Here is a 26,369-nt window from a genome sequence, read left to right on the forward strand (position 1 = left end):
TTGAATTTAGGGCTGTCAAAACTCTGACTGCTTAATTATTTTACTTAAATCGTTGTTTTAATTGATTTTAATTTTTGGCATGTTTTGTGCTTTATTCTCTTTAAGAGTTTACTGCATTATCAGAGACAATTATGAAAATTCAAAACAGTGCTTTATTTCAAGAAATGCAATCAATGGCTGCAGAGGCCACACGTAGTAATCAAGTTAATAACTTGCCAACGCAAGTGCAATCAACCTCTACAGCACAGTTTGGTGACATGTTGAGTAATGCCCTTAATACAGTGCATGAACTTCAGCAAGACGCAGGACAAAAAGTAAAAGCGGTAGAGAATGGCGACAGAAGCGTATCACTTGCTGAGGCTATGATTGCTTCGCAAAAGTCTTCTGTGGCATTTGAAGCTACGGTACAGGTTCGTAATAAGCTTGTTGAGTCTTATAAAGAAATTATGAACATGCCTGTTTAACTAGGTAGTGGAGAATTATTGTGGCGCAATCTAATCAATCTACAGATCTGGCACTTGCTGATGGCATGATGGAGCAAAGTGAAAACGAAGATCAACAAGAGCAAAAATCAGGCTATTTCAGTTCCCTTGGCGGTGTTGATGTTTTACGTCAAATTACCCTGATTGTTGCATTAGCTATTTGTTTAGCCATTGCTATTTTCGTTATTATTTGGGCTCGTCAGCCAGATATGCGCCCTTTAGGTAAAATGCAAACTGAAGAGTTAATAGAAACACTCGACTTTTTAGATGCACAAAAAATTGACTACCAACTTGATGGCAATGTGGTCTCGGTGGATGAAACTGAATATCAAAATATCAAGTTATTAATGACCCGTGAAGGTTTAGATCAAGGGCCTACATCAGGTAGCGACATTATTATGCAAGACATGGGGTTTGGGGTAAGCCAACGTTTAGAACGTGAGCGCCTTAAACATGGCCGTGAGCAACAACTTGCCCGTACTATAGAAGAGCTAAATAATGTTACTCGCGCCAAAGTATTGTTAGCTATTCCCAAAGAAAATGTATTTGCCCGTAGAGAGAAAAAACCCTCTGCGACTGTTGTACTTACTCTTAAACGCGGTCGCTCTCTAGATGGCGAAGAAGTTGACTCGGTTGTTGATATGATAGCTTCAGCGGTACAAGGGCTTGAGCCTTCGCGCGTTACTGTGACCGATCAAAATGGTCGTTTATTAAATTCAGGCTCGCAAACCTCTTTAGCTGCACGCTCGCGTAAAGAATACGATATAGAACGTAAACGTGAGCAAGAATACCTAGAAAAAATCGACAGTATTTTAATTCCCGTGGTTGGATTAGGTAATTACACCGCACAAGTAGATTTAAGTATGGACTTTAGTGCGGTAGAAGAAACACAAAAACGTTACAACCCAGATTTACCTGCGGTAAGAAGTGAAACGACCTTTGAAGAAAATAATATTGGTGGCCTAGCGGTTGGTATTCCAGGCGCGCTGACTAATCAGCCACCAGTTAACTCAACTATTCCTGAAGATGCGATGGCGGGCGGTGCAGGCACTGCAACCTCACCGAGTAGAACTCACAAAGAAGCCACTCGTAACTATGAACTCGATACCACTATTTCACATAAGCGTCAGCAAACTGGAGTGATCCGCAGAATAAGTGTCTCTGTTGCGGTTGATTACCTGCCTACGGTGGGTGAAAATGGTGAAACAACTATGACGCCACGCTCGGTTGAAGCCCTGTCAAATATTCGTCGCTTGTTACAAGGTGGCGTAGGCTTTGATATGCAACGTGGCGATGCACTTGAAGTAGTGACCGTACCATTTGTTCGTGAAGACTCAGCGCTTGATTTTGAGTTGCCTTTATGGGAACAAGATTGGTTTATGAAAATGATGCGCTTAGTATTAGGTGCACTGGTTATTATTGTACTGATTTTAGCTGTCGTTAAACCTATGCTTAAACGCTTAATCTACCCAGATAATACACTTGAAGAATACGATGAAGATTCTCTTAGTTCAGGTGTTGATCTTGGTGACAGCACATTAGATATGCTAAATAATGACTTTGATTCTGCTTCTGTTGGCTTCTCAAGCGATGGTACACTACGCTTACCAGACCTACACGGCGACGAAGACTTACTCAAAGCGGTTCGTGCCCTTGTAGCCAATGAACCAGAACTATCATCACAAGTAGTGAAAGCGTGGTTAACAGAAGATGACTGATCAAGAACAAAAACAACTACCTCAAGCGTTTGATGTTGATAAACTTGATGGTGTAGATAAAGCCGCGATATTATTGCTGAGCTTAACTGAAGAAGATGCAGCGCAAATCCTAAAGCACTTAGAGCCAAAACAAGTGCAAAAGGTCGGTATGGCCATGGCGGCAATCGATGATTTGTCACAAGCTAAAATTAGCGCGGTTCATAATTTATTTATTGAACAAATTCAAAGCTTTAGTACGATAGGTTTTCAGTCTGAAGACTTCATCAAAAAAGCACTTACAGCCGCATTAGGTGAAGATAAAGCCGCCAGCTTGATAGACCAAATAGTGATGGGTTCAGGCGCTAAAGGCCTTGATTCATTAAAATGGATGGACTCTAAACAGGTGGCTAACATTATTCGTAATGAGCATCCACAAATTCAAACAATTGTTCTCTCTTACCTAGAGCCTGAACAGTCGGCTGAAATTTTAGCGCAATTTCCTGAAAAAGTGCGCCTCGATTTAACCATGCGTATTGCTAATTTAGAAGAAGTACAACCGGCAGCATTGCAAGAATTGAATGAAATTATGGAAAAACAATTTGCCGGTCAAGCGGGTGCACAAGCTGCGAAAATGGGTGGCTTAAAAGCTGCGGCAGATATCATGAACTACCTCGATACCAATGTTGAAGGGCAGTTAATGGATTCAATCCGTGAGCATGACGAAGAAATGTCGCAACAAATTCAAGACTTAATGTTTGTCTTCGAAAACTTAATGGATGTAGACGACAGAGGCATTCAAGCAATCCTGCGTGAAGTGCCGCAAGATGTATTAATGAAAGCCATTAAAGGGACCGACGATGCCCTTAAAGAGAAAATTTTGGGTAACATGTCAAAACGTGCCGCTGAAATGCTCGCTGATGATTTAGAAGCTATGGCTCCTGTGCGCATTAGTGAAGTAGAAGCGGCGCAAAAAGAAATTTTATCAACAGCACGTCGCCTTTCTGATTCAGGTGAAATTATGCTTGGTGGTGGCGGTGGTGAGGAGTTCTTATAACCTATGAGTCACTCTAAAGGTCGCCCGTTACATGCAGATGAAGCTGATGAGTTATTAAAAAATTGGCCAATTCCTGATGTTGCTCCCGATGAGCGAAGCTTTCGCAATCGCTCTACGGCTTATGGCACACCCTTAGCCGAGCTATACCGTAAAGAAATAGCAAAAGAACAAGTAGAAGAACCGGAAGAACCAGAGCTGCCTTCATTAACTATGGTAGAGCTGGAGCGTATTCGCCAAGATGCCTACGAAGAAGGCCTTAAACAAGGGCACGAACAAGGCTATATAGATGGCTTTGACAAAGGCGTAACCGAGGGTAAAGAGGCGGGTTACAAAGAAGGTGTAGAGCTGGGTAAAACACAAGGCCAAGAAGACGTTAAACCCTTAATTGATGAGCAGTTGACCAGCCTGCGTGGCTTACTAGATAGTTTAAGCGACCCGCTTAAAAAAGTGGACGAGCAAGCAGAAAAACAGCTGGTACAGCTAGCCACTATGCTCAGTGAAGCGATTATTTATCAAGAAGTAAAAACATCACCTGATATTATTTTACATACTTTGAAAAAAAGCATTGATGCACTTAATGCAGAACAAGAAAAAGTTCGAATTCATCTTCATCCAGATGACTTAACGCTGATAAAAGCCAGTTATGGTGAACAAGCTATTGAAGATAATCATTGGCAATTAATTGCAGAACCCACTCTAGAGCGGGGCGGTTGTGAAGTTAAAACAACGTTATCATCTTTAGATATGACCTTGAAAACCCGTGTCAAAGAAACGTTGGATAGCTTTTTGCATAATAGTGGTATCTAACTTTTTTATTGGCGTGTCATGTCTGTGAGCGATACTTCATTAAGCGAACGCTTATCTCAATACCAACGACATATTAAAATTCCAGCGCCTGCAGTCGCGGGAGTTTTAACGCGTGTGGTTGGTTTAACACTGGAAGCCAAAGGTTTGCGCGCTCCGGTAGGCAGCCAATGTAAAATTGAAACAATGAACGGCTTTGTTGACGCTGAAATTGTTGGATTTAACGATCAAACTTTGTATTTAATGCCTAACGACCACATTTCAGGCGTACTTCCTGGTGCGCGAGTTATCCCCCAAGTTAATGACACAGGTTTGCCTGTTGGCATGAGCTTACTTGGTCGAGTGGTAGACGGCTTAGGCAGACCTTTAGATGGCTTAGGTAAAATTAATGCAGAACATACACTCAAATTTGCTCAAAATGCAATAAACCCTCTTGCAAGACGCCCCATTAGTAAGCCTATGGATGTGGGGGTACGTGCTATTAACTCGGTGATTACTGTCGGCCAAGGCCAGCGCATGGGCTTATTTGCAGGCTCTGGTGTGGGTAAATCAGTATTATTAGGCATGATGACCCGAGGCAGTGAAGCCGATGTGATTGTAGTGGGTTTAGTCGGTGAGCGTGGTCGAGAAGTAAAAGAATTTATTGAAGAAATACTGGGTGTTGAAGGGCGTAAACGTTCAGTTGTTGTTGCAGCCCCCGCTGATGCCTCACCATTAATGCGATTAAAAGGCTGCGAAAGTGCGGTAACCATTGCAGAGTATTTTCGAGATCAAGGTTTAAACGTATTGTTATTACTCGACTCGGTGACGCGTTATGCTATGGCACAGCGTGAAATCGCCCTGGCTGTAGGTGAGCCCCCTGCAACAAAAGGTTACCCACCTTCAGTATTTGCTAAATTACCTGCGCTGGTGGAAAGAGCGGGTAATGGCGGGGAAGGGCAAGGCTCTATTACTGCCTTTTTTACCGTACTGAGTGAAGGCGATGACATGCAAGACCCGATTGCTGATGCTGCACGTGCCATACTTGACGGACATATTGTTTTATCTCGTGATTTAGCCGACAGCGGCCATTATCCTGCCATTGACATAGAAAAATCGATTTCTCGAGTTATGCCTCAAGTGGTGTCTGAATCGCACATGCAACAAGCTCGGGTGCTTAAGCAAGTGTATTCAATGTATCAACAGAACAAAGACATGATCACCTTGGGCGCTTATCAAAAAGGCAGTGATCAAATGCTCGATCAGGCAATAAACATGATGCCAAGAGTGAACGCATTTTTACAACAAGGGATGCGTGATGTGATTAGCTATGATGATGGCCTTCAAGGGCTCGCGCAATTATTAGGACAAGCATAATGGCAAAAAATAAACTGCATTTGTTGCTCAGGCTTGAAAACGAAAAAGAAGAAACGTTGCGCATGAGCTACTTGCAAGCTAATCAAAATTTGCAAGTAAATCAGCAAAAGCTGCAGGGCTTAAATGACTTTCGACTTGAATACACGCAGCAACTTCATATTAAGGGGCAGTCGGGTTTATCAAGTGCCGGATTTAGTCAGTATCATGCATTCATTGCTAAGATTGAAGAAGCGATACGTCAACAAGCAAGCACTGTTAACACTGCAAAGCAGGTGGTTAGCCAGCGTAAAACCTTGTGGTTAAAGCAACAAGTAAAAGCGAAAGCGGTTGCTAAGTTAATTGAAAAACAACAGATAAAAGCGGATATGTTGGCCGCTAAAAGTGAGCAAAAAATGCTCGATGAATTTTCCTCAAATCAGTTTTATCAAAGGAATAAAGCGCTATAAGGTAGGCATGTTAATTGCTTAGATTCTATAAGAGCAATGATTTTTAGGATTGTGCGGTGGGCTGTTGCCGCTTTTATTAGGTGATTTATGGCGATAAATGATATTTCAATGTTAGCGGTATCTGAGCAAGACTCATACTTAGTTAAAAAAGACAGTGATAAAACAAAGCTAGATAGCAGTAATGATGCTGGCTTTTTTGATCAATTAGCTCTTGCTAGTCAAGCTTCTGAAACACAAGGGGCGCAAGCCAAAGCGCCACAAAAACAATCATCAGATGAACCATCCGACTTAAAAGAGCAAACTAGCGAAGATAAGCCTTTGAGCGGTGAAGATATGCTGGCGCAAATTAATGCGGCACAGGTAATCGATACCTCAGTAAAAAATCCCCCTCATGGCGGTGCACAGTTAATAGATAAAGACGGTGTCAAAATAAACATCAAGCCTGAAGATAAGCTTGCACCTATTGTTATTAATTTGCCAAGTGATGCCGTTATGGATGATGAAATCATTCCACAAACACAAAATGTACAAGGTGCTAATTTAGCAGGAAAAGGCGAAGGTGAGCCGACACTGCTTGACACAAAAGCGCTAGCAGCTGTTAATGCGAGTCAAAAAGGCGATGTTGTTTCAAGCCAATTAGCAACAGATAAGGTGGCCGATAAGCCGACTGATACCACAACCGTAAAATCATCATTAGACTCATCAATTTTGGCGCTGTTATCAAAAGATGATAATGCCATTAAAGCAGATAAATTATTGGCAAATTTAACACCTGCTCAGCAAGGTGAATTAGCCACTGAGCTTAATGCGATGAGCAAGCCAATTAATAAAGATAACCTAGCGGATTTAAAGCAATTACTCAGTAAGTATGTGAGTGAAAGTGAGAAGCCGCAAACACCTCAGCAGACCATTAATGCACAAATAAGTACGTTAACTACCTCAGAAAAACAGGCCTTACTCAATCAGTTGCAGGGTTACGTTAAAAATGAATCTTTATCAACGAAAGAACTTACCTCGCTAAAAGGAGTAATCAGTGATTTAGAGACCGCGATTAACGCGGACAGCTTGTTTAGCGCCAAAGATAAGCCACTATTTTCAAATAATGCTTTGGCGGGAGCAATAGCGCCAAAAGCACAGGCTGGTACTGAATCAGCCAATGTAAAACCTGAGCTAAAATTAGAGAGTTCAAAATCGGTAGCTGATAACCCTGAAGAGCTTGCCAAACAGTTAGACGCATTACAAAAAGAGAGCATGCGCGGCACTAATGCTGAGCAAATGCCACCGCGTGCAGCACAAATTTTCTCTCAGATCATTAATATATTTGACAAACAGTCGCTTAGTAGTCTCGCTAAATACGATACTTTAGGGTACGAACAAGCTATTATTGAAGCGCAAAGCTTGCAAGCAGGACAGTTACAAAGTACAGCACAAGCGAAACAAGTAAGCATTGATCCTGCCACGTTACAGGCTTTAAACATTATTAAAAGTGATGCGGCTAAAATGCTACAAGAGCGGGTTAGCTCAATGTTAAGTATTAATAATAAAGAAGCTGAAATTCGCCTAGATCCGCCAGAAATGGGCAGCATGCAAATTCGTATTAGAAGTGATGCTGAACAAGCACAAATCAACTTTGTAGTGCAAAACCAGCAAGCCAAAGAAGCGCTGGAGCAGTCGTTACCTAGGCTTAGAGAAATGCTGATGCAGCAAGGTTTAGAACTAGGTGAAAGCAGTATTTCTTACGGTGATTCCTCAGGTGAGCAAGCACAGCAACAAGAAGGTGATGCACAAGGGCAAATGGCTAATAATCGCTCTACAGATGAGACAAATAGTGAGCAACCAGATAAACAAATACAGGGTTCTGGACAACAAACGTCATCATCAATAGATTACTATGCCTAAGTCCTGCTATTATAATAGTTAAAACAAGCAAATACCTTTGCAAATAAAGGAAACACAATGGCTGAAGATACTAATTTAGAAATAGAAGAAGTCAGTAAAAGTAAAAGCAAACTCATAATAATTATTGCCGCTGTATTACTTATTGTTGGCGCTGTGGCAGGGTACTTTTTATTATCAGGTGGTGATGAGCCAGTAGAAACCCTTGCAGATGATGCTGCCAATGGTGAGGTAGCTGCTGCGCCAACAAGTTCTTCGGCAACGGTTGGCAGTGCTTTATATGTTGCGATGCCTAGACCATTTATTTTTAATGTGCCAGGGGCTAGTCGCGATAGAATTGTACAGATTAAAGTGCAATTATTAGTGCGCGGCGATGGTAATGAAGAAACGGCTAAAAAACACATTCCACTGATTGAAGGCACACTCCTGAGTGTATTTTCCATGACAACGGCTGATGAACTTAGCACCAGTGTAGGCAAAGAAACACTGCGTTTTACTGCACTTGATAAAGTACAGGCCGCTATGATGGATGTTGAAGGGAATAAAGTAATTGAGCGGGTACTATTTACCGGCTTTGTGATGCAATAAGGGGCCAGTGTGAGCGATTTATTATCCCAAGACGAAATTGATGCGCTATTACATGGTGTCGATGAAGTCGAAGAGGAAGATATACACGACGGTGAAGATGGTGAGGGAAGTACACTACAGTACGACTTTTCTTCGCAAGATCGCATCGTGCGTGGTCGCATGCCGACACTTGAAATTGTTAACGAGCGATTTGCCCGTCACATGCGAATCAGCTTATTTAACATGATGCGCCGCACCGCTGAGGTGTCAATTAACGGCGTGCAAATGATCAAGTTTGGTGAGTACATACATACCTTGTTTGTACCAACGAGTTTGAATATGGTGCGTTTTCGCCCACTAAAAGGCACCGGCCTTATTACCATGGAAGCACGCTTAGTATTTATACTGGTAGACAACTTCTTTGGTGGCGATGGCCGTTATCATGCCAAAATTGAAGGACGTGAATTTACCCCAACAGAACGCCGAATCGTGCAAATGCTGCTGAAAATAATCTTTGAAGATTACAAAGAAGCATGGGCACCGGTGATGGATGTGTCGTTCGAGTACCTCGATTCTGAGGTAAACCCTGCGATGGCTAATATTGTTAGCCCAACCGAAGTAGTGGTTATCAGCTCTTTTCATATTGAGCTGGATGGTGGCGGGGGAGACTTTCATATTGCGCTACCTTATTCAATGCTCGAACCTATCAGAGAGCTATTGGATGCGGGTGTTCAGTCTGATACTGAAGATACCGATTTACGTTGGAGTAAGGCGCTTCGTGACGAAATAATGGACGTAGAAGTCGATTTATCGACCCAGCTACTTGAAGTTGATTTAAGCTTAAAACAAATAATGGAGCTCAAAGCTGGGGATATAATTCCAGTTGAAATGCCTGAGCATATTACCGTATTTGTGGAAGAACTCCCTACATTTAGAGCTAAAATGGGTCGTTCACGCGATAACGTTGCGCTACAAATTAGTGAAAAAATTAAACGCCCTGATTCAGTTAAATCTGAGCTGCATGTCTTTACCAAAGGCGGCAAAAAAATTGATTCAGATGCAGAATTAGCAGAACTAGAAGATGATTTACACCTTTCAAACGGTGTAGACTTAGACTGGTAATTGATTAAAAGGTTAAAAGTATGAGCGATGATCAAGATACAATGGACGAATGGGCAGCAGCACTTGCTGAAGCTGAAGGCACTGACGATAGTCCTGAGGTCAAAGTAACCGAGCTTGATGAGCTTGATGATTCAAAGCATGAACTCAGCGGTGAAGAAAAACGTAAACTCGATACTATTTTAGATATTCCCGTTACTATTTCTATGGAAGTAGGGCGTTCTAAAATTAATATTCGTAATTTATTACAACTTAACCAAGGTTCGGTCGTTGAGCTTGACAGGGTTGCCGGCGAACCGCTCGATGTTTTAGTTAATGGTACTTTGATTGCGCATGGCGAAGTGGTTGTGGTGAACGATAAGTTCGGTATTCGTTTAACGGATGTAATTAGCCAGGTTGAACGGATCAAAAAGTTACGATGATAGCACTAGCCAGTTTAAGCAATTCGGTGTTTGCAGCAACAGATGCTGCAACACCGACCACAGATATCGTATCCATGGTGTTATCTTTGGGTATGGTTGTGGTGTTAATTTTAGTGTTGGCTTTTTTTGTAAAAAAGCTCAATCCAAATTTAACCAATAACGATGAGTTTAAAGTGATCCGCAGTCTTCCGTTGGGATCACGTGAGCGCTTAATGGTGGTTGAAATAGATAATGCACAGCACCTATTAGGGGTTACTCCACACAGTATTAATTATCTACACAAGTTAGAAACCCCCCTAACAGAAAAAGAGTTACCAGAATTAGCGAAGCGGTTTGGCAAAATGTTGAATCCGCAACTTAATCAAAATAAAAAGAACTAATATTATGACTAAATGGCTGCTTTTCCTATTTGCCATGGTGTTTGTCCCAGGGGTCAATGCCGAGGGGATTGACGCGCTGACGATCACTACTAATGCCGATGGCACCCAAGACTACTCAGTGACGCTACAAGTGTTGGCGATCATGACGGCTATGAGCTTTATTCCAGCCGCCATTATCATGATGACCTCTTTCACTCGAATTATTGTTGTTTTAGCTATTTTGCGCCAAGCCATTGGTTTGCAGCAAACGCCTTCGAACCAAGTATTACTAGGTATGTCGCTGTTTTTAAGTATTTTTATTATGGCGCCAATTTATGAGCAAATAAATGAGCGAGCTATCGAACCGTATTTAAGTGAACAAGTAACGTCACTTGAAGCACTTGATTTAGCCAAAGAGCCAATGAAAGCGTTTATGCTTTCTCAAGTACGACTAAAAGATTTAGAAACCTTTGCTAAAATAGCAGGTTACGATCAGCTTGACTCGCCTGAAGCAACGCCAATGGTTGTGCTTATTCCTGCGTTTGTGACCAGTGAGTTACAAACCGCTTTTATTATTGGTTTTATGTTTTTTATTCCCTTTTTGATTGTCGATTTGGTGGTTGCATCGGTATTGATGGCCATGGGTATGATGATGCTATCGCCCATGATTGTGTCGCTACCGTTTAAAATTATGTTGTTTGTATTGGTTGATGGGTGGAGCTTGGTGATGGGTACACTCGCTAAAAGCTTTGGCTTGGGCACGTAGTTGTGCACTCTTCATTGAACCAACCACACTAGGAGTCGTCCATGGAACCTGAAGTATTTGTTGATATTTTAAGTGGAGCCCTATTTTTAGTGATTAAGCTGGTGTCTGCCATTGTGGTACCTGGCTTAATTATTGGGTTGGTTGTGGCTGTGTTTCAGGCAGCAACCTCAATTAACGAACAAACACTGAGTTTTTTACCGCGTTTATTTATCACCATCAGTGCCCTGATTGTGGGAGGACATTGGTTTACTCAAGAGCTAATGGACTTTTTTAATCGCTTAGTGCTGCTTATCCCCGAAATTGCAGGTTAACGATGGAGTTTCCATTTTCCGTTGTCATTCAATGGTTAAGTGATTTTTTACTGCCCTTAGTGCGCATCAGCTCTATGATCATGATCATGGCGGGTATTGGCGCAAAAAACGTACCTGCTCGAATAAAAATGGGCTTGGCTGTAGTGGTCACCTTCTTAGTTGTTCCTGTTCTTCCTGCTGCTACATTTACTAATCTATTTTCTTTTGAAATGATTTTAGTGGTACTCCAACAAATGTTGATTGGTGTCGCAATTGGTTTTGCGTCCACACTATTACTCAATACGTTTGTGTTAGCCGGTCAAATTCTTGCTATGCAAACCGGTTTAGGTTTTGCATCTGTTGTTGACCCCTCTAATGGGATGAGTGTGCCTGCAGTGGGGCAATTTTATCTAATATTAGCTACCTTATTATTTTTTGTGTTTAATGGTCATTTAATGATGATTCAAATGGTGGTGCACAGTTTTGAAGTACTCCCGATTGATGGCAATTGGTGGGCGGTTGATCATTACTGGGACATAGTGACATGGGGTGGTTGGATGTTTACCACTGCATTAGTGCTGTCATTAGCACCATTAACCGCCATGCTGGTTATTAATATGGCATTTGGTATTATGACCCGTGCTGCACCGCAGTTAAATATTTTCTCGATAGGCTTCCCGTTTACCTTAGTGGCAGGGCTCGTTATTATTTGGGCAACGCTCGGTAACTTTGTCACTCAGTTTGAGTTCCAATGGCTAAAAATGGTTGAGCTGATGTGTACTCTAATTGGTTGTTCCCCTTAGGAGAGCGTAATGGCTGAAGATTCCGGACAAGAAAAAACCGAAGAACCCACCCCAAAAAAAGTTGATGATGCTAAAAAGAAAGGCCAAATAGCGCGTTCTAAAGAGTTAGGTACCATGTTTGTGCTTATTTTTTCTGCTATTTCCTTATTAATGTATGGGCCTGAAATTGGCAAAGGCTTGTACCGCATTATGGGAAGAATGCTGAGTCTTAACCGCAATGAAACCTACGACACCACCAAAATGTTTGCCGTATGGGGAGAGGTGGCCGACGTACTGTTATTTCCTATGTCGATGTTTGTACTCATTATTGTATTGGCTGCATTTATCGGTAATACCATGCTTGGCGGCTTTAATTTTAGTTGGCAAGCAGCTGCGCCCAAAGCCAGTAAAATGTCGCCAATGAAAGGCTTTACCCGCATGTTTGGTCCACAAGCGGCTATAGAATTGCTTAAGTCATTATTAAAGTTTGGCTTGGTGGCCGCATTTGCTATTTTTTTAATTAATACGTTTTTTGATGAAATCTTACATTTAAGTATAGAAAGTGCGCCTGGCAATATTGTTCATGCTTTGGAAATTTTAGCGTGGATGTTTTTAGCCATGTCTTGCACCTTAATTATTATTGCTGCTATTGACGCCCCATTTCAAAGCTATAGTCATAACAAACAGCTTAAAATGACTATGCAAGAGGTAAAAGACGAATATAAAAACTCAGAAGGTGATCCGCAGATTAAAGCGCGCATAAGGCAAACCCAACGTCAAATGTCGCAAAAGAGAATGATGCAGGATGTGCCAGACGCCGATGTTATTGTTACCAACCCTACTCACTATTCCGTAGCTTTAAAATACGATACAGAGCGAGCAGGCGCGCCTATTGTATTAGCCAAAGGTGTGGATGAGCTCGCCATGCAAATTCGTAAAATTGCATTGGGTAATGAAGTGCCTATTGTTGAGTCTCCAACTTTAACCCGAGCGCTTTATCATACTGCAGAAGTGGGTGAGCAAATCCCCGATCAGCTATTTACTGCGGTTGCTCAAGTGCTTGCTTATGTGTTTCAGCTTAAACGGTTTAAAAAAGGCCGTGGAAAACGCCCTGTTGCCCTTAATAAAAAGCTGCCTATCCCCGATGAATTTAAGTATTAACTGCTAACCAACTAACTTGGAATAGTTATTGCAATTTCAGCGTAGTGTCAATTTTTTGAAATTGTAGAGTTATGGAATTTAAAGCGGTATTACAACAACTTAATAAAGATAAAAAAGAATATGCGAAGGGCGTTGGTACACCGCTTTTGGTGTTGGCTGCGCTGGGTATGGTTATTTTACCACTGCCTCCATTCCTGCTTGATATATTATTTTCGTTTAATATCGCGCTTGCGTTAGTTGTATTACTGGTCACTGTATACACCATGAAACCGCTTGAGTTTGGTATGTTCCCAGCCGTGCTGTTAATTGCAACCATAATGCGCTTAGCACTCAATGTGGCCAGTACCCGGGTGGTACTGCTTGAGGGTCATAACGGTGGGGATGCTGCTGGTAAAGTCATTGAAGCATTTGGTTCAGTGGTAATCGGTGGTAACTACGCCGTGGGCTTGGTGGTGTTTTTAATTCTGATCATCATTAACTTTGTGGTAATCACCAAAGGTGCTGGTCGTATTTCAGAAGTATCAGCGCGTTTTACTCTAGATGCTATGCCAGGTAAGCAAATGGCCATAGATGCAGATATGAATGCCGGTTTTATCAGTGCCGAGCAAGCCAGAGAACGTCGTGAGGAAGTAACTCGTGAAGCTGACTTTTATGGTTCTATGGATGGTGCTAGTAAATTTGTAAAAGGCGATGCTATTGCTGGCATAGTCATTTTAGTGATCAATATTGTGGGTGGCTTATTTGTTGGCATGATCCAACATGATTTAAGTTTTTCACGCGCTATGGAAGTGTACACACTATTGACCATTGGTGATGGCTTAGTCGCGCAATTACCTTCATTACTACTTTCAATTGGTACTGCAATTGTTGTAACCCGTCAAAATGAATCGCACAACATGGGCGATCAGTTTAAGAAGCAATTAGGTAACGAAAAATCGTTATTTATTGCCTCAGGTATCCTTATTACTATGGGCTTAGTCCCAGGTATGCCACACCTTGCATTTTTAAGCTTAGGGGCGCTTTTAGGTTACCTTGCATACTATACTCAGCAAAATAAACTGAAATTAGCCGCTGCAGAAGCAGAAGAAGCCGAAAATGCGGCCTCAGGTACCGGAATTGCGGCTAAACAAGAGCAAAAAGAACTGGGTTGGGATGATGTTCAACAAGTTGATGTTATTGGTCTAGAAGTCGGTTACCGACTCATTCCTCTCGTTGACCAATCACAAGGTGGCGAGCTGTTAAACCGTATTAAAGGAGTGCGTAAAAAACTATCTCAAGAGCTGGGCTTTTTAGTGCCGCCGGTGCATATACGCGATAATCTAGAACTCGACCCAAATGCATACCGCATAACCATGATGGGTGTATCAAGTGGTGAGGGTGAGCTTAAACATGGTGATGAATTAGCGATTAACCCAGGCCAAGTATTTGGCCCGCTAAAAGGAATTGAAACTAAAGATCCTGCGTTTGGTTTAGATGCGGTTTGGATAAAACCCGATCAAAAAGATGAAGCACAGTCTTTAGGTTACACGGTGGTTGATTCGGCGACCGTGGTGGCAACCCATATTAGCCAGTTACTCACCAATAGCGCCGCATTATTACTCGGACATGAAGAAGTACAGAACTTATTAGATATGTTAGGTAAGAGTCACCCTCGCTTAGTTGAAGGACTTGTACCTGAGGTATTACCGCTGACCACCATCGTTAAAGTACTACAAAATTTATTAAACGAAGGGGTGGCAATACGAGATATGCGTTCAATTGTTCAAACCCTTGTTGAGTATGGCCCTCGTAGCCAAGACCCAGATGTATTAACGGCTGCAGTGCGAATATCACTGCGTAGATTAATCGTCCAAGATGCCGTTGGTATGTCTTCTGAAATCCCTGTCATAACCTTGGCGCCTGAGTTGGAACAGATGTTGCATCAGTCACTTCAAAATGCAGGTGATGAAGGTGCCGGAATAGAACCAGGGCTTGCTGATAGACTTCAAACATCATTGAATGAAGCGCATCAAAATCAAGAAATGGCCGGTGAACCTTCAATATTGCTAACGTCAGGAATGTTACGCACTGTGTTATCTCGATTTGTTAAATACACCATTCCAGGATTGCGAGTGATGTCTTATCAAGAGATACCAGATGAAAGACAGATCAAGATTGTCAGCTCTGTAGGCCAACAATAAGATTTTAAAGGGGTTTGAATTATGAAAATTAAACGTTTTTTTGCTAAAGACATGCGCACTGCACTAAAAGAAGTAAAAGAAGAGTTGGGTGTTGATGCGGTTATTATGTCAAATAAAAAACTAGCTAATGGCGTTGAAATTGTTGCTGCAGTTGATTACGACAAAGCCGCGACAAAAGCGCCAGAGCAGCCTCAAAGCCAACCTGCTGCAAGAGCTTCATTTGCACATACTGAGCAAAGTTCACATAATTTTGTTAAACCAGAACCGCAACGCGCTCAACCTAAGCCACAGGCAAAGGTTGCAGATAGCTTACAAGCCTTACTAGAGCGTCAGTCTCCACGTCCTCGTTCAGCAGAGCTTGCTTCAATGTTTTCACACTCTGGCATTGACACTTCTGGTCACTATCAAGAACAAGAGCCTGTGCAATCACGACCTAAAAATATGTTTGAACGTGAACAAAGCGCGCCAGTGCGCCCTCACACCCAAGCCGATAGCTTAGGTTTTGACGATTTAGACAGTGGCTTTGACGATTTAGATTCACCTAGCGCACCGCGTCAGCAAACAATGCATAAAGAATCCAGTGACATCAGCACAATGCGTGAAGAAATGAACGCAATTCGTCAACTATTAGAGCACCAAGTATCAGGTTTAATGCAGCAAGATATGGCACGTCGCGACCCGACCCGTGCATGTATGATTGACCGCTTAGTCGGTATGGGGATAGAGAAAAATGTTGCTGAGCAAATGGCATGTTTTGTACCAGACGATGTGTCTCGCCAACAAGGCTGGAAAGCTTTATTGAACATGGTTGAAGATCAAATGCAAACTACGAACAACGAAATACTTCGCCAAGGCGGTGTTTTTGCGTTAGTCGGGCCTACAGGCGTGGGTAAAACCACCACAGTTGCAAAACTGGCAGCATTGGGTGCACAAAAATACGGTGCCGATAAAGTAGCGCTTATTACTACCGATACTTACCGTATTGGTGCTTATGAGCAGCTAGCAACGTATGGTCGTATTATAGGTTGTGGCGTTAAACAAGTTAAAGATGCAAATGAATTAGCAGAAGTTTTATACCATTTACGAAATAAACGTCTAGTCTTAATTGATACAGCGGGAATGAGTCAACGTGATTTACGCTTAACCGAGCAGTTAAACACCTTAATGCGTAATCAGCGTGTTGATATACGTAGTTATTTAGTATTAAGTGCGACGGCGCAAATTAATGTATTACAAGAAACAGTAAGGCACTTTAAAAAAGTACAGCTAAGCGGATGTATTTTTACTAAACTTGATGAGTCATTGAGTTTAGGTGAGATTATTAGTATTGCGATTCAAAATCGTCTCCCAATAGGGTATCTTACTAACGGTCAGCGAGTACCAGAAGATATTAGAGTGGCAAATGCCGAAAAACTAGTAAAAAAAGCTGAGCAATTGTATTTAAAAAGAATAAAAGCACAACAATCACGACACCAATCAGTGGCGTCGAGCACAGTAGAGATGTATGATTAACACAGTTTTAGATCAAGCAAGCGGCCTTCGCAAAATGAGCAAGAATAATAATAACGGCGTAAAAGTTATCGCTGTCACCGGCGGCAAAGGTGGAGTGGGTAAAACGAACGTATCCCTTAACACGGCAATCGCGTTAGGCCAACAAGGCAAACGTGTGCTTGTACTAGATGCTGATTTAGGATTAGCGAATTGTGATGTGATGCTTGGACTGCGCGTTGAGCGTAATTTATCTCATGTTTTATCGGGCGAATGTGAACTTGATGATATTTTAGTCGAAGGTCCCGCAGGCATAAAAATAGTGCCTGCAACATCGGGTTCGCAAAGTATGGTTGAGTTATCACCCTCAGAGCACGCTGGACTTATTCGTGCATTTAGTGAACTTAACACCGACTTTGATATTTTAATTGTTGATACCGCTGCGGGTATTTCCGATATGGTGCTGAGTTTTTCTCGCGCAGCGCAAGATGTGGTTGTGGTGGTATGTGATGAGCCTACATCAATTACCGATGCCTATGCTTTAATTAAAGTACTTAGCCGTGAGCACGGCGTTTATAAATTTAAAATTGTTGCCAATATGGTGCGTAGTTTACGCGAAGGGCAGGAATTGTTTGCAAAACTTTCAAAGGTTACCGACCGATTTTTAGATATATCAATGGAGTTGGTTGCAACGGTTCCATATGATGAAAATATGCGCAAATCAACGCGCCGCCAAAAAGTAATTGTTGAGGTTTTTCCTGGGTCGCCTGCTGCAATTGCTTTTAAAACACTGGCTACAAAAATTGCTAAGTGGCCAACACCTAGTCAAGCCTCGGGTCATTTAGAGTTTTTCATTGAGAAACTAGTTAGTAACTAACAATGACAATACCGGTGAATAGAGCTATGGGATATCAGTCAACACAAAATTTAAATATGATTGTTGAAAAGCATGCCTCATTAGTCAAAAAAGTGGCGTGCCATTTAATTGCTCGTTTACCGGCCAGTGTGCAGCTAGATGATTTAATTCAATCGGGTATGATTGGTTTAATTGAAGCTTCAAAAAACTTTGATGCGAGCAAAGGCGCAAGCTTTGAAACCTTTGCCGGTATTCGTATTCGTGGTGCGATGATAGACGAAATGCGCCGAGGCGATTGGGTTCCACGTTCAGTTCACAGAAAAAGCCGTTTGGTTGCAGAGACTATTGTTGCGCTTGAGAACAGTTTAAACCGTGAACCTAAAGATAGTGAAGTTGCTGAAAAACTTGAAATTTCGCTAAATGAGTACCATCATATTTTAAACGATGTAAATGTAAGCAAAGTGTTAGGTATTGAAGACCTTGGTATAGATGACGATGTGATTACACCTCATGGCCAAGATTTAGCACTAGACAAACCGTTCAATAATGTTAAAAATGAACGGTTTAATGAGTCTTTACTCAGTGCAATAAAGTCGTTACCGGAAAAAGATGCAATGGTGCTTTCTTTGTACTATAACGATGAGATGAATTTAAAAGAAATTGGGCATATACTCGATGTAAGTGAATCGCGTGTAAGTCAGATACATGGTCAGGCGATGATTAAGCTTAAAGCAAAAATCAATGACTGGATAAACTAGAAGTAAGTAAATAAAGGTTCAGGCCTCACTGGAGGATGTTTTGGATAAAAACATTAAAATTCTTGTTGTTGATGATTTCTCAACAATGAGACGTATTATTAAAAACCTGTTGCGCGATTTAGGTTTTACCAATGTTCAAGAAGCAGATGACGGGTCAACTGCTTTGCCTATGTTGCAAAATCAAGCGTTTGATTTTGTTGTAACAGATTGGAATATGCCAGGCATGCAAGGTATTGATCTTTTGAGGGCAATTCGAGCTGATGAAAAATTAAAGCATATTCCTGTTTTAATGGTTACAGCAGAAGCTAAAAAAGAACAAATAATTGCTGCGGCCCAAGCAGGTGTTAATGGTTATATTGTTAAACCATTTACTGCAGGTACATTGAAAACTAAATTAGAAAAAGTGTTCGAACGCTTAGGTTAATGAGAGGGAGAGGCTTATGTCAGCACCTGCTGCGCCTCAGATTACTTTAGAACAAGCTCGCCAGTTAGTTGTTTTTTTAGAAAATGGTGAGCAAGATAAAGCGAATCAGTTAATTTTAGAAACAGCTTCACAAGAGCAATCACAGTTATTTGCTGAGGTGGGTAAGTTGACGCGTCAACTGCACGAAGCTTTAAAAAGTTTCGAGTTAGACACGCGTTTAACAGACATTACCACTGATGCCATCCCTGACGCAAAAAAACGCCTTAACTATGTCATGGAAATGACAGAAAACGCAGCCAATAAGACAATGGATGCGGTTGAAGCAAGCTTACCATTAGCACAAGAAATCGCTGACGAAATAGCTGATATCAAGCCAACGTGGGATCGTTTAATGAACCGCGAAATAGAGCTTGGTGAGTTTAAATCACTTTGTCATAGTATTGATAAGTTTATGAGCAGTTCTCATCACAAAACCGATGAGTTACAAATGCTGATGACTAATGTGCTGATGGCTCAAGACTATCAAGATTTAACCGGTCAGGTTATTCGCCGTGTTATTGAACTTGTCCGTGAAGTTGAAGAAAGTTTAATTCACCTGTTGACTGCATTTGCAGCGCAAGGTGGTGAGGTTGAACCAACTGAACAACCAGAAAAAATAGAAGATCCCATTGTTGCACAAACACTAGCAGGTCCCGAAGGGCCTATTATTGATAAAGAAACGCGTAATGATGTTGTATCTGATCAAGATGAAGTTGATGATCTATTATCAAGTTTGGGCTTCTAATAGGAGAGTACTGCATGAGCTTTGAAGTCGATGAAGATATTTTACAAGACTTTTTAGTAGAGGCCGGAGAAATCCTTGAGCTTTTATCTGAACAGTTAGTAGAACTGGAAAACAACCCAGATGATACTGAGCTACTAAACGCAATATTTCGCGGTTTCCACACTGTAAAGGGTGGCGCTGGCTTTTTGGCTATGACAGAGCTTGTTGATGCATGTCATGGTGCTGAAAATGTGTTTGATTTACTGCGCCAAGGTGTAAGAACAGTTAACTCTGAATTAATGGATGTGATTTTACAAGCACTGGATACCATTAATGAAATGTTTGCCACGATTAAAAATCGTGACCAGCCAGAGCCTGCTGATCCAGAATTACTTGCAGTACTTCACAAACTTGGACAGCCACCGACAGCAGAAGAGCTTGCCGGCGATTCTGTGGTTGAAGATATAGCTCCTGTCGAAACCCCATCGGTAAAGCCCGAACCAGTTGCAGAGCAACCGAGCAACGATGCTGAAGAAGACCCGTTTGCTTTTGATGAATTATTTAGCGGCCCAGATAGCAGCAGTACTGAGTCTCAGATTGATGAAATAACCGAAGACGAATTCGAAAGCCTACTTGATGAACTTCATGGAAAAGGGCAAGCCCCACAAGAAAAACAATCATCATCAAGTGACAATGATGTCAGTGGTGATATAACTGACGATGAGTTTGACAGCTTATTGGATGAACTTCATGGTGTAGGCAGCTTTGGCGAAGTGAGCCAAGCAACCGCAAGTACACCACAACAAACACCATCAGCCCCTGTGGCTCCACCAAGTAACGAGCAAAGCTCGGGCGATGATGAAATAAGTGACGACGAGTTTGAAGCGTTACTTGATGAACTTCATGGTAAAGGTGCACCTAAGTCGATAGAAACACCGGCTCCTGTAAGTAAACCAGAACCAGTGGCAGCTAAAAAGCCAGAACCAGTTGCTGCAGCTAAGCCACAGCCTAAACCAGAGCCAGCTAAGCCTGCTCCTGCGGCACAAGCAGCTAAAGCTGCGCCGCCTAAAAAAGCAGCGCCTCCACCGGCAGAAACAACAGTACGTGTTGATACCAAACGCCTAGACCAAATAATGAACATGGTGGGCGAGTTAGTACTTGTGCGAAATCGCTTAGTGAGTTTGGCGACTAATTCTGATAGCGAGGCTATGGGTAAAGCTATTTCCAACTTAGATGTTGTGACTGCTGATATCCAAGGTGCAGTAATGCAAACACGAATGCAGCCAATTAAAAAAGTATTTGGCCGTTTTCCTCGTGTTGTACGTGACTTAGCACGAACACTTAAAAAAGATATTAATTTATTACTTGTCGGTGAAGACACCGATTTAGATAAAAATTTAGTGGAAGCATTGGCCGATCCATTGGTGCATTTGGTTCGCAACTCGGTCGACCATGGTATTGAAATGCCCGATATTCGTGAAGCATCGGGTAAACCTAGAACAGGTACGGTGACTTTATCAGCTTCGCAACAGGGTGATCATATTCTACTTACCATCCAAGATGATGGTGCCGGTATGGATGCTGAAAAGCTTAAAAAGATTGCGATTAGTAAAGGGGTGCTTGATCACGACCAAGCGAGTCGTCTTTCTGATACTGAAGCTTATAACCTTATTTTTGCACCTGGATTTTCAACCAAAGAAGAAATCTCAGATATTTCTGGCCGTGGTGTTGGTATGGATGTGGTTAAAACAAAAATCACTCAGCTCAATGGCTCGGTTAACATAAAATCAGAAATGGGCGTAGGGACTACTTTAGAAATCAAAGTTCCACTAACACTTGCGATATTACCTACCTTAATGGTGGTGGTGGGAGAGCAAACCTTTGCCTTGCCGCTAGCGGGTGTAAGTGAAATATTCCACTTAGATTTAACAAAAACTAATGTGGTTGATGGCCAGCTAACGATTATTGTTCGTAAAAAGTCGATTCCATTATTCTACCTTGAACATTGGCTTATAAAAGGCGCTGATAGAGGTCAGCGAAAAGCACAAGGGCATGTCGTTATTGTGCAAATAGGGACTCAAAAAGTAGGGTTCGTTGTTGATTCACTAATAGGTCAAGAAGAAGTGGTGATCAAGCCTCTAGATGCATTATTGCAAGGTACGCCGGGTATGGCGGGTGCGACTATTACCTCTGATGGTGGAATTGCACTGATATTAGATGTACCGAGTATGCTAAAGCATTACGCTGGATAATAAAAAGTAGGTATAAACTTTATGCCTACCCATTCATTGAATAAGAGAGCGAAATGGCTGTTAAAGTTTTAGTAGTTGATGATTCAAGCTTTTTTCGCCGCAGAGTGAGTGAAATTCTTGAACAAGACAGCGGCATTGAGGTAATAGGCTTTGCTGTAAATGGCCGAGAGGCCGTCGAAAAAACAGCTCAGTTACGTCCTGATGTTATCACCATGGATGTTGAAATGCCGGTGCTGGATGGTATTAGTGCTGTGAAAGAGATCATGGCGAGTAATCCAACACCTATTTTAATGTTTTCATCGTTAACACGAGCAGGGGCATCTGCCACTTTGGATGCGCTTGATGCTGGGGCGATGGACTTTTTACCTAAAAAGTTTGAAGATATTGCTCGCAATAACGATGATGCAATTAAGTTATTGCAAAATAAGGTTAAGGAAATAGGCCGCCAGCGTATTGGAAGAATTACGAGAACGGCCCCATCTCCAAGTATTAGTAAACCAGCGTCAAACAGCTCTGAGCGCTTTTCTAACCTTGCTAAAAAGCCGATAGTTCAACCTGATCGTAGCTTTAATAATGCGAGTCCTGCATCTACTAGCAGCAGTGCCTCAGCGCGTGCCAGTGGTAAGCAGTATCAGTTAGTTGCTATTGGTACATCCACAGGTGGGCCGGTTGCACTGCAAACTATTTTGACGCAATTACCTGCTAATTTTCCACACCCTATTTTACTCATACAGCATATGCCTGCTGCATTTACCCCGGCTTTTGCTACTCGCTTAGATGGCTTGTGTAAGATTAAGGTAAAAGAAGCGCAGCAAGGCGATAGATTACAACCTGGGTGCGCTTATTTAGCGCCAGGTGGCCAGCAAATGATGGTAGAAGGACGTGGCTCTAATAGAACCCTTCGTGTGTTTGAAGATAAAAATGAACGAGTAAACTATAAACCAAGTGTTGATATTACCTTTGCCAGTGCGGCCAAAGCGTATCAAGGTGATGTGCTTGCCATTATTTTGACAGGCATGGGTGCAGATGGTCGTGATGGTGCTCGCATGCTTAAGCAAACTGGCGCTACAATTTGGGCTCAGGATGAAAAAAGCTGTGTTGTCTATGGTATGCCTCAGGCGATAGCCAGTGCAGGTTTAGCGAGCGAAAGCATTAGCCTTCATGATGTGGCTGCACGTTTAAAAAGAGAGGCTGGCTGTGGATAAGCTTTCTGTTTTAGGATTACTGGTTGCATTAGGTGCTATTGCAATCGGTTATTCTTTAGAGGGAGGTGTGGTATCTGCGCTGTTTAATGGGCCTGCACTAATTATTGTATTAGGCGGTACATTAGGTGCGGTGATGCTACAAACATCAGCCAATACATTTAAAAAAATGCTTGGTATTACTCATTGGGTTTTTGTTACCGACGACCATGATATTGAAGATGCTATTGAGCAAGTAAAACGCTGGTCGCATAAAGCCCGTCAAGAAGGGTATTTAGCATTAGAAAGCGAAGCACTTGCGCATTCAGATCCCTATGCCGCCAAAGGACTGAGCTTATTAGTTGATGGCTGTTCAGAGCAAAAACTACGCGATACCCTCGAGATTGACTTATTACTTGAGCGAGAACGATTACTTGATGCTAGCCGGGTATATGAAGCAATGGGTGGGTATAGCCCAACTATTGGTATTTTAGGTGCGGTACTTGGGCTTATTCAAGCCATGTCATTTATTAACGATCCTGAGCAGTTAGGAACGGGTATTGCCACCGCGTTCATTGCAACTATATATGGTGTTGGTTTGGCTAATTTATTATTTTTACCTATGGCCAATAAGCTAAAGCAACGGGTTGAGCAAAAGATGCTTTATCACGAAATGTTAGCGGAAGGTGTAATTGCTATTAGCCAAGGTGAGAGCCCTATTAATATTGAACTAAAGCTTGAAGCCTACCGCGTTGAACGTCCAATTTTACAGGCCCATTAGCGCCTATGTTACGCCGTCGCTTACGTCATCACCAATTAAAGAGCCAACATACTGAGCGCTGGTTAGTTTCTTATGCGGATTATATGACCATAATGTTTGCATTTTTTGTTGTATTGTATGCAATTGCGATAAACAAAGAAGACAACATCAAGGTTTTATCTGATTCTCTTGAGCATGTTTTTGATAAGTCTGCAAAACAATATTCTCAGCAGGGTAACGGGGTAAATGGTGATGCTTTATTGCTTGAAAGGGTGACCCCTGAGGCTGAAATTCTCTATGGCGAAAGTATTCAAGAGCTAGAGCAAGACCCAATGTTACTCGATGGTCAAAGTGACAATAGCAATATTAGTCAACGCCACTTAGGTAAGCCGCTGGATAGTTTATTGGCTAAATTACAATCGTCGCTAATTGATGAGATACGCAGTGGCGAGGCTAGCTTAGAACTAAGCCAAGACTGGTTGGTTATTGAGCTCAATTCCGGATTGTTGTTTGCCAGTGGTAGTGCTGTTGCACATAACAAGGCCAAAGAGATTGTAAAAAAAATTGAAGCAATCATTGCATCAGTCGATAACTATATAAGAGTACGCGGGTATACAGATAACGAAACCATACGAAATGAAATATTTCGTTCTAATTGGGAGTTATCAGTGGCGCGTGCAACCTCAATATTAGTTGAGCTAGAGCGTTTGGGCATTGAATCCGCGCGCATGGCCATTGAGGGGTATGGTCAATACTCGCCCTTTGCCGATAATAATACCGAAGCTGGGCGTGCTGAAAACCGTAAAGTCGTGATTGCACTTTCTAAATATGGTTTAGCCCCCGAGCCCTCTGATGAACAAACGAAATCATCAATTTCAGTATCAGAGCAAAGTCAGCCAGAAATTGAGCTGCCTGCCCAAGACGATACAATAAAAATAATTCGTTTACCGCATGGTGGCATCCGTGTTACAACGCGCAACGAACAGTAATTAGGATGTAATGTGAAAGTTTGGACAGTAGCCAATCAAAAAGGGGGAGTAGGCAAAACCACTACAGCGGTTAGCCTTGCAGGGATCCTTGCGCTTCAAGGCAAGCGCGTGTTATTGATTGATACAGATCCTCATGCTTCACTAACCTATTACTTTGGTATTGATTCAGAAGATTTAGAGGTCAGTGTTTACGATATTTTTACTCGAGGCTCGAGTATGAAAAGCGAAGAAATATTGCAAGCATTATGCCCCTCAACAATTGAAAACCTTGATATTTTACCTGCAACTATGGCGATCGCGACACTTGACCGTAGCATGGGTAATAAAACGGGAATGGGCCTGATTTTAAAAAAAACACTGGCTAAAATTAGCGAGTATTACGATTACGCAATTTTAGATTGCCCACCTGTTTTAGGTGTGCTGATGGTCAATGCGCTTGCCGCCTGTGAAAGAGTGTTAGTGCCGGTGCAAACTGAGTTCTTGGCGCTTAAAGGGCTCGATAGAATGATGCGTACTATGGAGTTAATGCAAACCTCTCAAGCGAAAAGCTATGAATATACTATAATTCCAACTATGTATGATAAACGAACCAAAGCATCGCTTGAGGCCTATAAAACATTACAAGAAACGTATAAAGAAAAAGTATGGCCAGGCGTTATTCCTGTTGATACTAAATTTAGAGATGCAAGTTTAGCGCAAAAAGTACCGGTAGATTTTTGCCCAAATGCGCGTGGAGTCTATGCTTATAAAGCATTACTTAAATATTTAATAAAACAAGGTTAATAAATGAGTAAGCAATTATTTGCTAATGAAAAAGTAGTCACTCAGTACTTAGGGGCGTTATTATCTGATGACGAACCAACAAAAGACCTTGAGCCTGTTGCTAAACTGCTTGAGCAGGTAACGTATGAAGAGCAAAAAGAACAACCAGTAATAGTTGAGCCTGTTGTTGAAGTTGAAAAGCTCAATAAGCAAGTATCGAATGTAGAAATTGACACCCACCAAGAGCAACACGTCGTGCCTGAGCAAGAGGTGGTTGTAGGTGGTGAAGCTGACTACTTTGATGGTGAGTTTCAAGCGCTGTTTTTTGAAGTGGCAGGGCTTACTTTAGCGGTGCCGCTAAAAGCCTTAGGTGGCATTCATGAGCTTGGAGAAGTAAATCATTTATTTGGCAAGCCTAAGTGGTTTAAAGGGGTTATGATAAACCGAGAAGAAAAGCTCAATGTTGTTGATACCGCTCGCTGGGTTATGCCTGAAAAGTACGATGAGCAGTTAGAGGCATCTTTAAATTATCAATATCTCATCACTTTAGGTGATAGCCAATGGGGTTTATTAGCAGAAAAACTAATAAATAACATTACATTGAGTAAAGAAGATGTAAAATGGCGTACAAATAACAGTAAGCGCCCATGGCTTGCTGGAGTAATTAAAGAAAAAATGTGTGCTTTAATAGATGTTAATAATTTAAACGCACTATTAGAGAAAGGCTTAGATAGCCGTCACAAGTAATGACCATT

Annotated in this window: 27 protein-coding genes; all 27 read left to right on the forward strand. The window is 41.9% G+C overall.

The annotated features are described in order from the left end of the window. The first annotated feature begins 131 nt into the window (after window positions 1–131). The 27 genes from fliE (at window position 132) to L641_RS0112280 (ending at window position 26,361) form a co-directional block, all read left to right on the forward strand. Entirely contained in the window at window positions 132–464 is a 333-nt protein-coding gene (gene fliE, locus L641_RS0112150; protein ID WP_008112177.1) for a flagellar hook-basal body complex protein FliE, read from the forward strand. Between the two features lie 20 nt (window positions 465–484). Next, window positions 485–2,200, forward strand: coding sequence for a flagellar basal-body MS-ring/collar protein FliF (gene fliF / locus L641_RS0112155; RefSeq protein ID WP_024602023.1), 1,716 nt, complete (start codon window positions 485–487; stop codon window positions 2,198–2,200). Next, on the forward strand, window positions 2,193–3,233 hold the full coding sequence (gene fliG, locus L641_RS0112160) for a flagellar motor switch protein FliG (RefSeq protein WP_013465559.1): 1,041 nt from the start codon (window positions 2,193–2,195) through the stop codon (window positions 3,231–3,233). The genes fliF and fliG overlap by 8 nt, the downstream gene beginning before the upstream one ends. Window positions 3,234–3,236: 3 nt before the next feature. Continuing rightward, a complete protein-coding gene (fliH, locus tag L641_RS0112165; protein WP_024602024.1) occupies window positions 3,237–4,040 on the forward strand; it encodes a flagellar assembly protein FliH in 804 nt (267 codons plus the stop codon). 18 nt (window positions 4,041–4,058) lie between these two features. Further along, window positions 4,059–5,393 carry a flagellar protein export ATPase FliI gene (fliI, locus tag L641_RS0112170; protein ID WP_008112184.1) on the forward strand — a complete coding sequence of 445 codons (1,335 nt, stop codon included), beginning with the start codon at window positions 4,059–4,061 and terminating at the stop codon, window positions 5,391–5,393. Further along, window positions 5,393–5,839 carry a flagellar export protein FliJ gene (fliJ, locus tag L641_RS0112175; protein ID WP_024602025.1) on the forward strand — a complete coding sequence of 149 codons (447 nt, stop codon included), beginning with the start codon at window positions 5,393–5,395 and terminating at the stop codon, window positions 5,837–5,839. Before fliI ends, fliJ begins: the two co-directional genes overlap by 1 nt. A gap of 87 nt (window positions 5,840–5,926) precedes the next feature. Next, window positions 5,927–7,738 (forward strand): flagellar hook-length control protein FliK, encoded by a 1,812-nt coding sequence (locus L641_RS0112180; protein ID WP_024602026.1) that lies wholly within the window; start codon window positions 5,927–5,929, stop codon window positions 7,736–7,738. 57 nt (window positions 7,739–7,795) lie between these two features. After that, a complete protein-coding gene (gene fliL, locus L641_RS0112185; RefSeq protein ID WP_013465555.1) occupies window positions 7,796–8,323 on the forward strand; it encodes a flagellar basal body-associated protein FliL in 528 nt (175 codons plus the stop codon). Window positions 8,324–8,332: 9 nt separating this feature from the next. After that, entirely contained in the window at window positions 8,333–9,424 is a 1,092-nt protein-coding gene (fliM, locus tag L641_RS0112190; RefSeq protein WP_010387912.1) for a flagellar motor switch protein FliM, read from the forward strand. Between the two features lie 20 nt (window positions 9,425–9,444). Continuing rightward, a complete protein-coding gene (gene fliN, locus L641_RS0112195) occupies window positions 9,445–9,843 on the forward strand; it encodes a flagellar motor switch protein FliN (RefSeq protein ID WP_013465554.1) in 399 nt (132 codons plus the stop codon). Continuing rightward, window positions 9,840–10,223: a flagellar biosynthetic protein FliO gene (gene fliO, locus L641_RS0112200; protein ID WP_024602027.1), complete on the forward strand. Its 384-nt coding sequence runs from the start codon at window positions 9,840–9,842 to the stop codon at window positions 10,221–10,223. The genes fliN and fliO overlap by 4 nt, the downstream gene beginning before the upstream one ends. 4 nt (window positions 10,224–10,227) lie before the next feature. Continuing rightward, window positions 10,228–10,968 carry a flagellar type III secretion system pore protein FliP gene (fliP, locus tag L641_RS0112205; protein ID WP_024602028.1) on the forward strand — a complete coding sequence of 247 codons (741 nt, stop codon included), beginning with the start codon at window positions 10,228–10,230 and terminating at the stop codon, window positions 10,966–10,968. 41 nt (window positions 10,969–11,009) lie between these two features. Then, complete coding sequence (locus L641_RS0112210) at window positions 11,010–11,279, forward strand: flagellar biosynthetic protein FliQ (protein ID WP_024602029.1); 270 nt, start codon at window positions 11,010–11,012, stop codon at window positions 11,277–11,279. Window positions 11,280–11,281: 2 nt separating this feature from the next. Next, window positions 11,282–12,061: a flagellar biosynthetic protein FliR gene (gene fliR, locus L641_RS0112215; protein WP_024602030.1), complete on the forward strand. Its 780-nt coding sequence runs from the start codon at window positions 11,282–11,284 to the stop codon at window positions 12,059–12,061. A 9-nt stretch (window positions 12,062–12,070) separates the two neighbouring features. Continuing rightward, window positions 12,071–13,201: a flagellar biosynthesis protein FlhB gene (flhB, locus tag L641_RS0112220; RefSeq protein ID WP_008112201.1), complete on the forward strand. Its 1,131-nt coding sequence runs from the start codon at window positions 12,071–12,073 to the stop codon at window positions 13,199–13,201. Window positions 13,202–13,272: 71 nt separating this feature from the next. Next, on the forward strand, window positions 13,273–15,381 hold the full coding sequence (gene flhA, locus L641_RS0112225; RefSeq protein ID WP_008112204.1) for a flagellar biosynthesis protein FlhA: 2,109 nt from the start codon (window positions 13,273–13,275) through the stop codon (window positions 15,379–15,381). A 21-nt stretch (window positions 15,382–15,402) separates the two neighbouring features. Further along, a complete protein-coding gene (gene flhF, locus L641_RS0112230) occupies window positions 15,403–16,893 on the forward strand; it encodes a flagellar biosynthesis protein FlhF (RefSeq protein WP_024602031.1) in 1,491 nt (496 codons plus the stop codon). Continuing rightward, window positions 16,886–17,746 carry a MinD/ParA family protein gene (locus L641_RS0112235; protein ID WP_010387928.1) on the forward strand — a complete coding sequence of 287 codons (861 nt, stop codon included), beginning with the start codon at window positions 16,886–16,888 and terminating at the stop codon, window positions 17,744–17,746. The genes flhF and L641_RS0112235 overlap by 8 nt, the downstream gene beginning before the upstream one ends. Before the next feature lie 26 nt (window positions 17,747–17,772). Then, a complete protein-coding gene (locus tag L641_RS0112240; RefSeq protein WP_008112209.1) occupies window positions 17,773–18,483 on the forward strand; it encodes an RNA polymerase sigma factor FliA in 711 nt (236 codons plus the stop codon). Between the two features lie 40 nt (window positions 18,484–18,523). Next, on the forward strand, window positions 18,524–18,907 hold the full coding sequence (cheY, locus tag L641_RS0112245) for a chemotaxis response regulator CheY (RefSeq protein WP_008112210.1): 384 nt from the start codon (window positions 18,524–18,526) through the stop codon (window positions 18,905–18,907). A 16-nt stretch (window positions 18,908–18,923) separates the two neighbouring features. Then, window positions 18,924–19,691, forward strand: a complete 768-nt coding sequence (locus tag L641_RS0112250; protein ID WP_010387932.1) for a protein phosphatase CheZ — start codon at window positions 18,924–18,926, stop codon at window positions 19,689–19,691. Window positions 19,692–19,705: 14 nt separating this feature from the next. Next, the gene (locus tag L641_RS0112255) at window positions 19,706–21,922 is read left to right on the forward strand and encodes a chemotaxis protein CheA (protein WP_024602032.1); all 2,217 of its coding nucleotides are present in this window, start codon (window positions 19,706–19,708) and stop codon (window positions 21,920–21,922) included. A gap of 53 nt (window positions 21,923–21,975) precedes the next feature. Further along, entirely contained in the window at window positions 21,976–23,127 is a 1,152-nt protein-coding gene (locus L641_RS0112260) for a chemotaxis response regulator protein-glutamate methylesterase (RefSeq protein WP_010387935.1), read from the forward strand. Continuing rightward, a complete protein-coding gene (locus L641_RS0112265; RefSeq protein ID WP_024602033.1) occupies window positions 23,120–23,884 on the forward strand; it encodes a flagellar motor protein in 765 nt (254 codons plus the stop codon). The genes L641_RS0112260 and L641_RS0112265 overlap by 8 nt, the downstream gene beginning before the upstream one ends. Before the next feature lie 5 nt (window positions 23,885–23,889). Next, on the forward strand, window positions 23,890–24,852 hold the full coding sequence (locus L641_RS0112270) for a flagellar motor protein MotB (RefSeq protein ID WP_024602034.1): 963 nt from the start codon (window positions 23,890–23,892) through the stop codon (window positions 24,850–24,852). A gap of 12 nt (window positions 24,853–24,864) precedes the next feature. Beyond that, window positions 24,865–25,635 carry a ParA family protein gene (locus L641_RS0112275; protein WP_008112222.1) on the forward strand — a complete coding sequence of 257 codons (771 nt, stop codon included), beginning with the start codon at window positions 24,865–24,867 and terminating at the stop codon, window positions 25,633–25,635. 3 nt (window positions 25,636–25,638) lie between these two features. Beyond that, window positions 25,639–26,361: a chemotaxis protein CheW gene (locus L641_RS0112280; RefSeq protein WP_008112224.1), complete on the forward strand. Its 723-nt coding sequence runs from the start codon at window positions 25,639–25,641 to the stop codon at window positions 26,359–26,361. Window positions 26,362–26,369 lie beyond the last annotated feature (8 nt).

This window comes from Pseudoalteromonas sp. TB41, from assembly GCF_000497975.1.
In the GTDB taxonomy this organism is placed as follows: Bacteria; Pseudomonadota; Gammaproteobacteria; order Enterobacterales; family Alteromonadaceae; genus Pseudoalteromonas; species Pseudoalteromonas tetraodonis.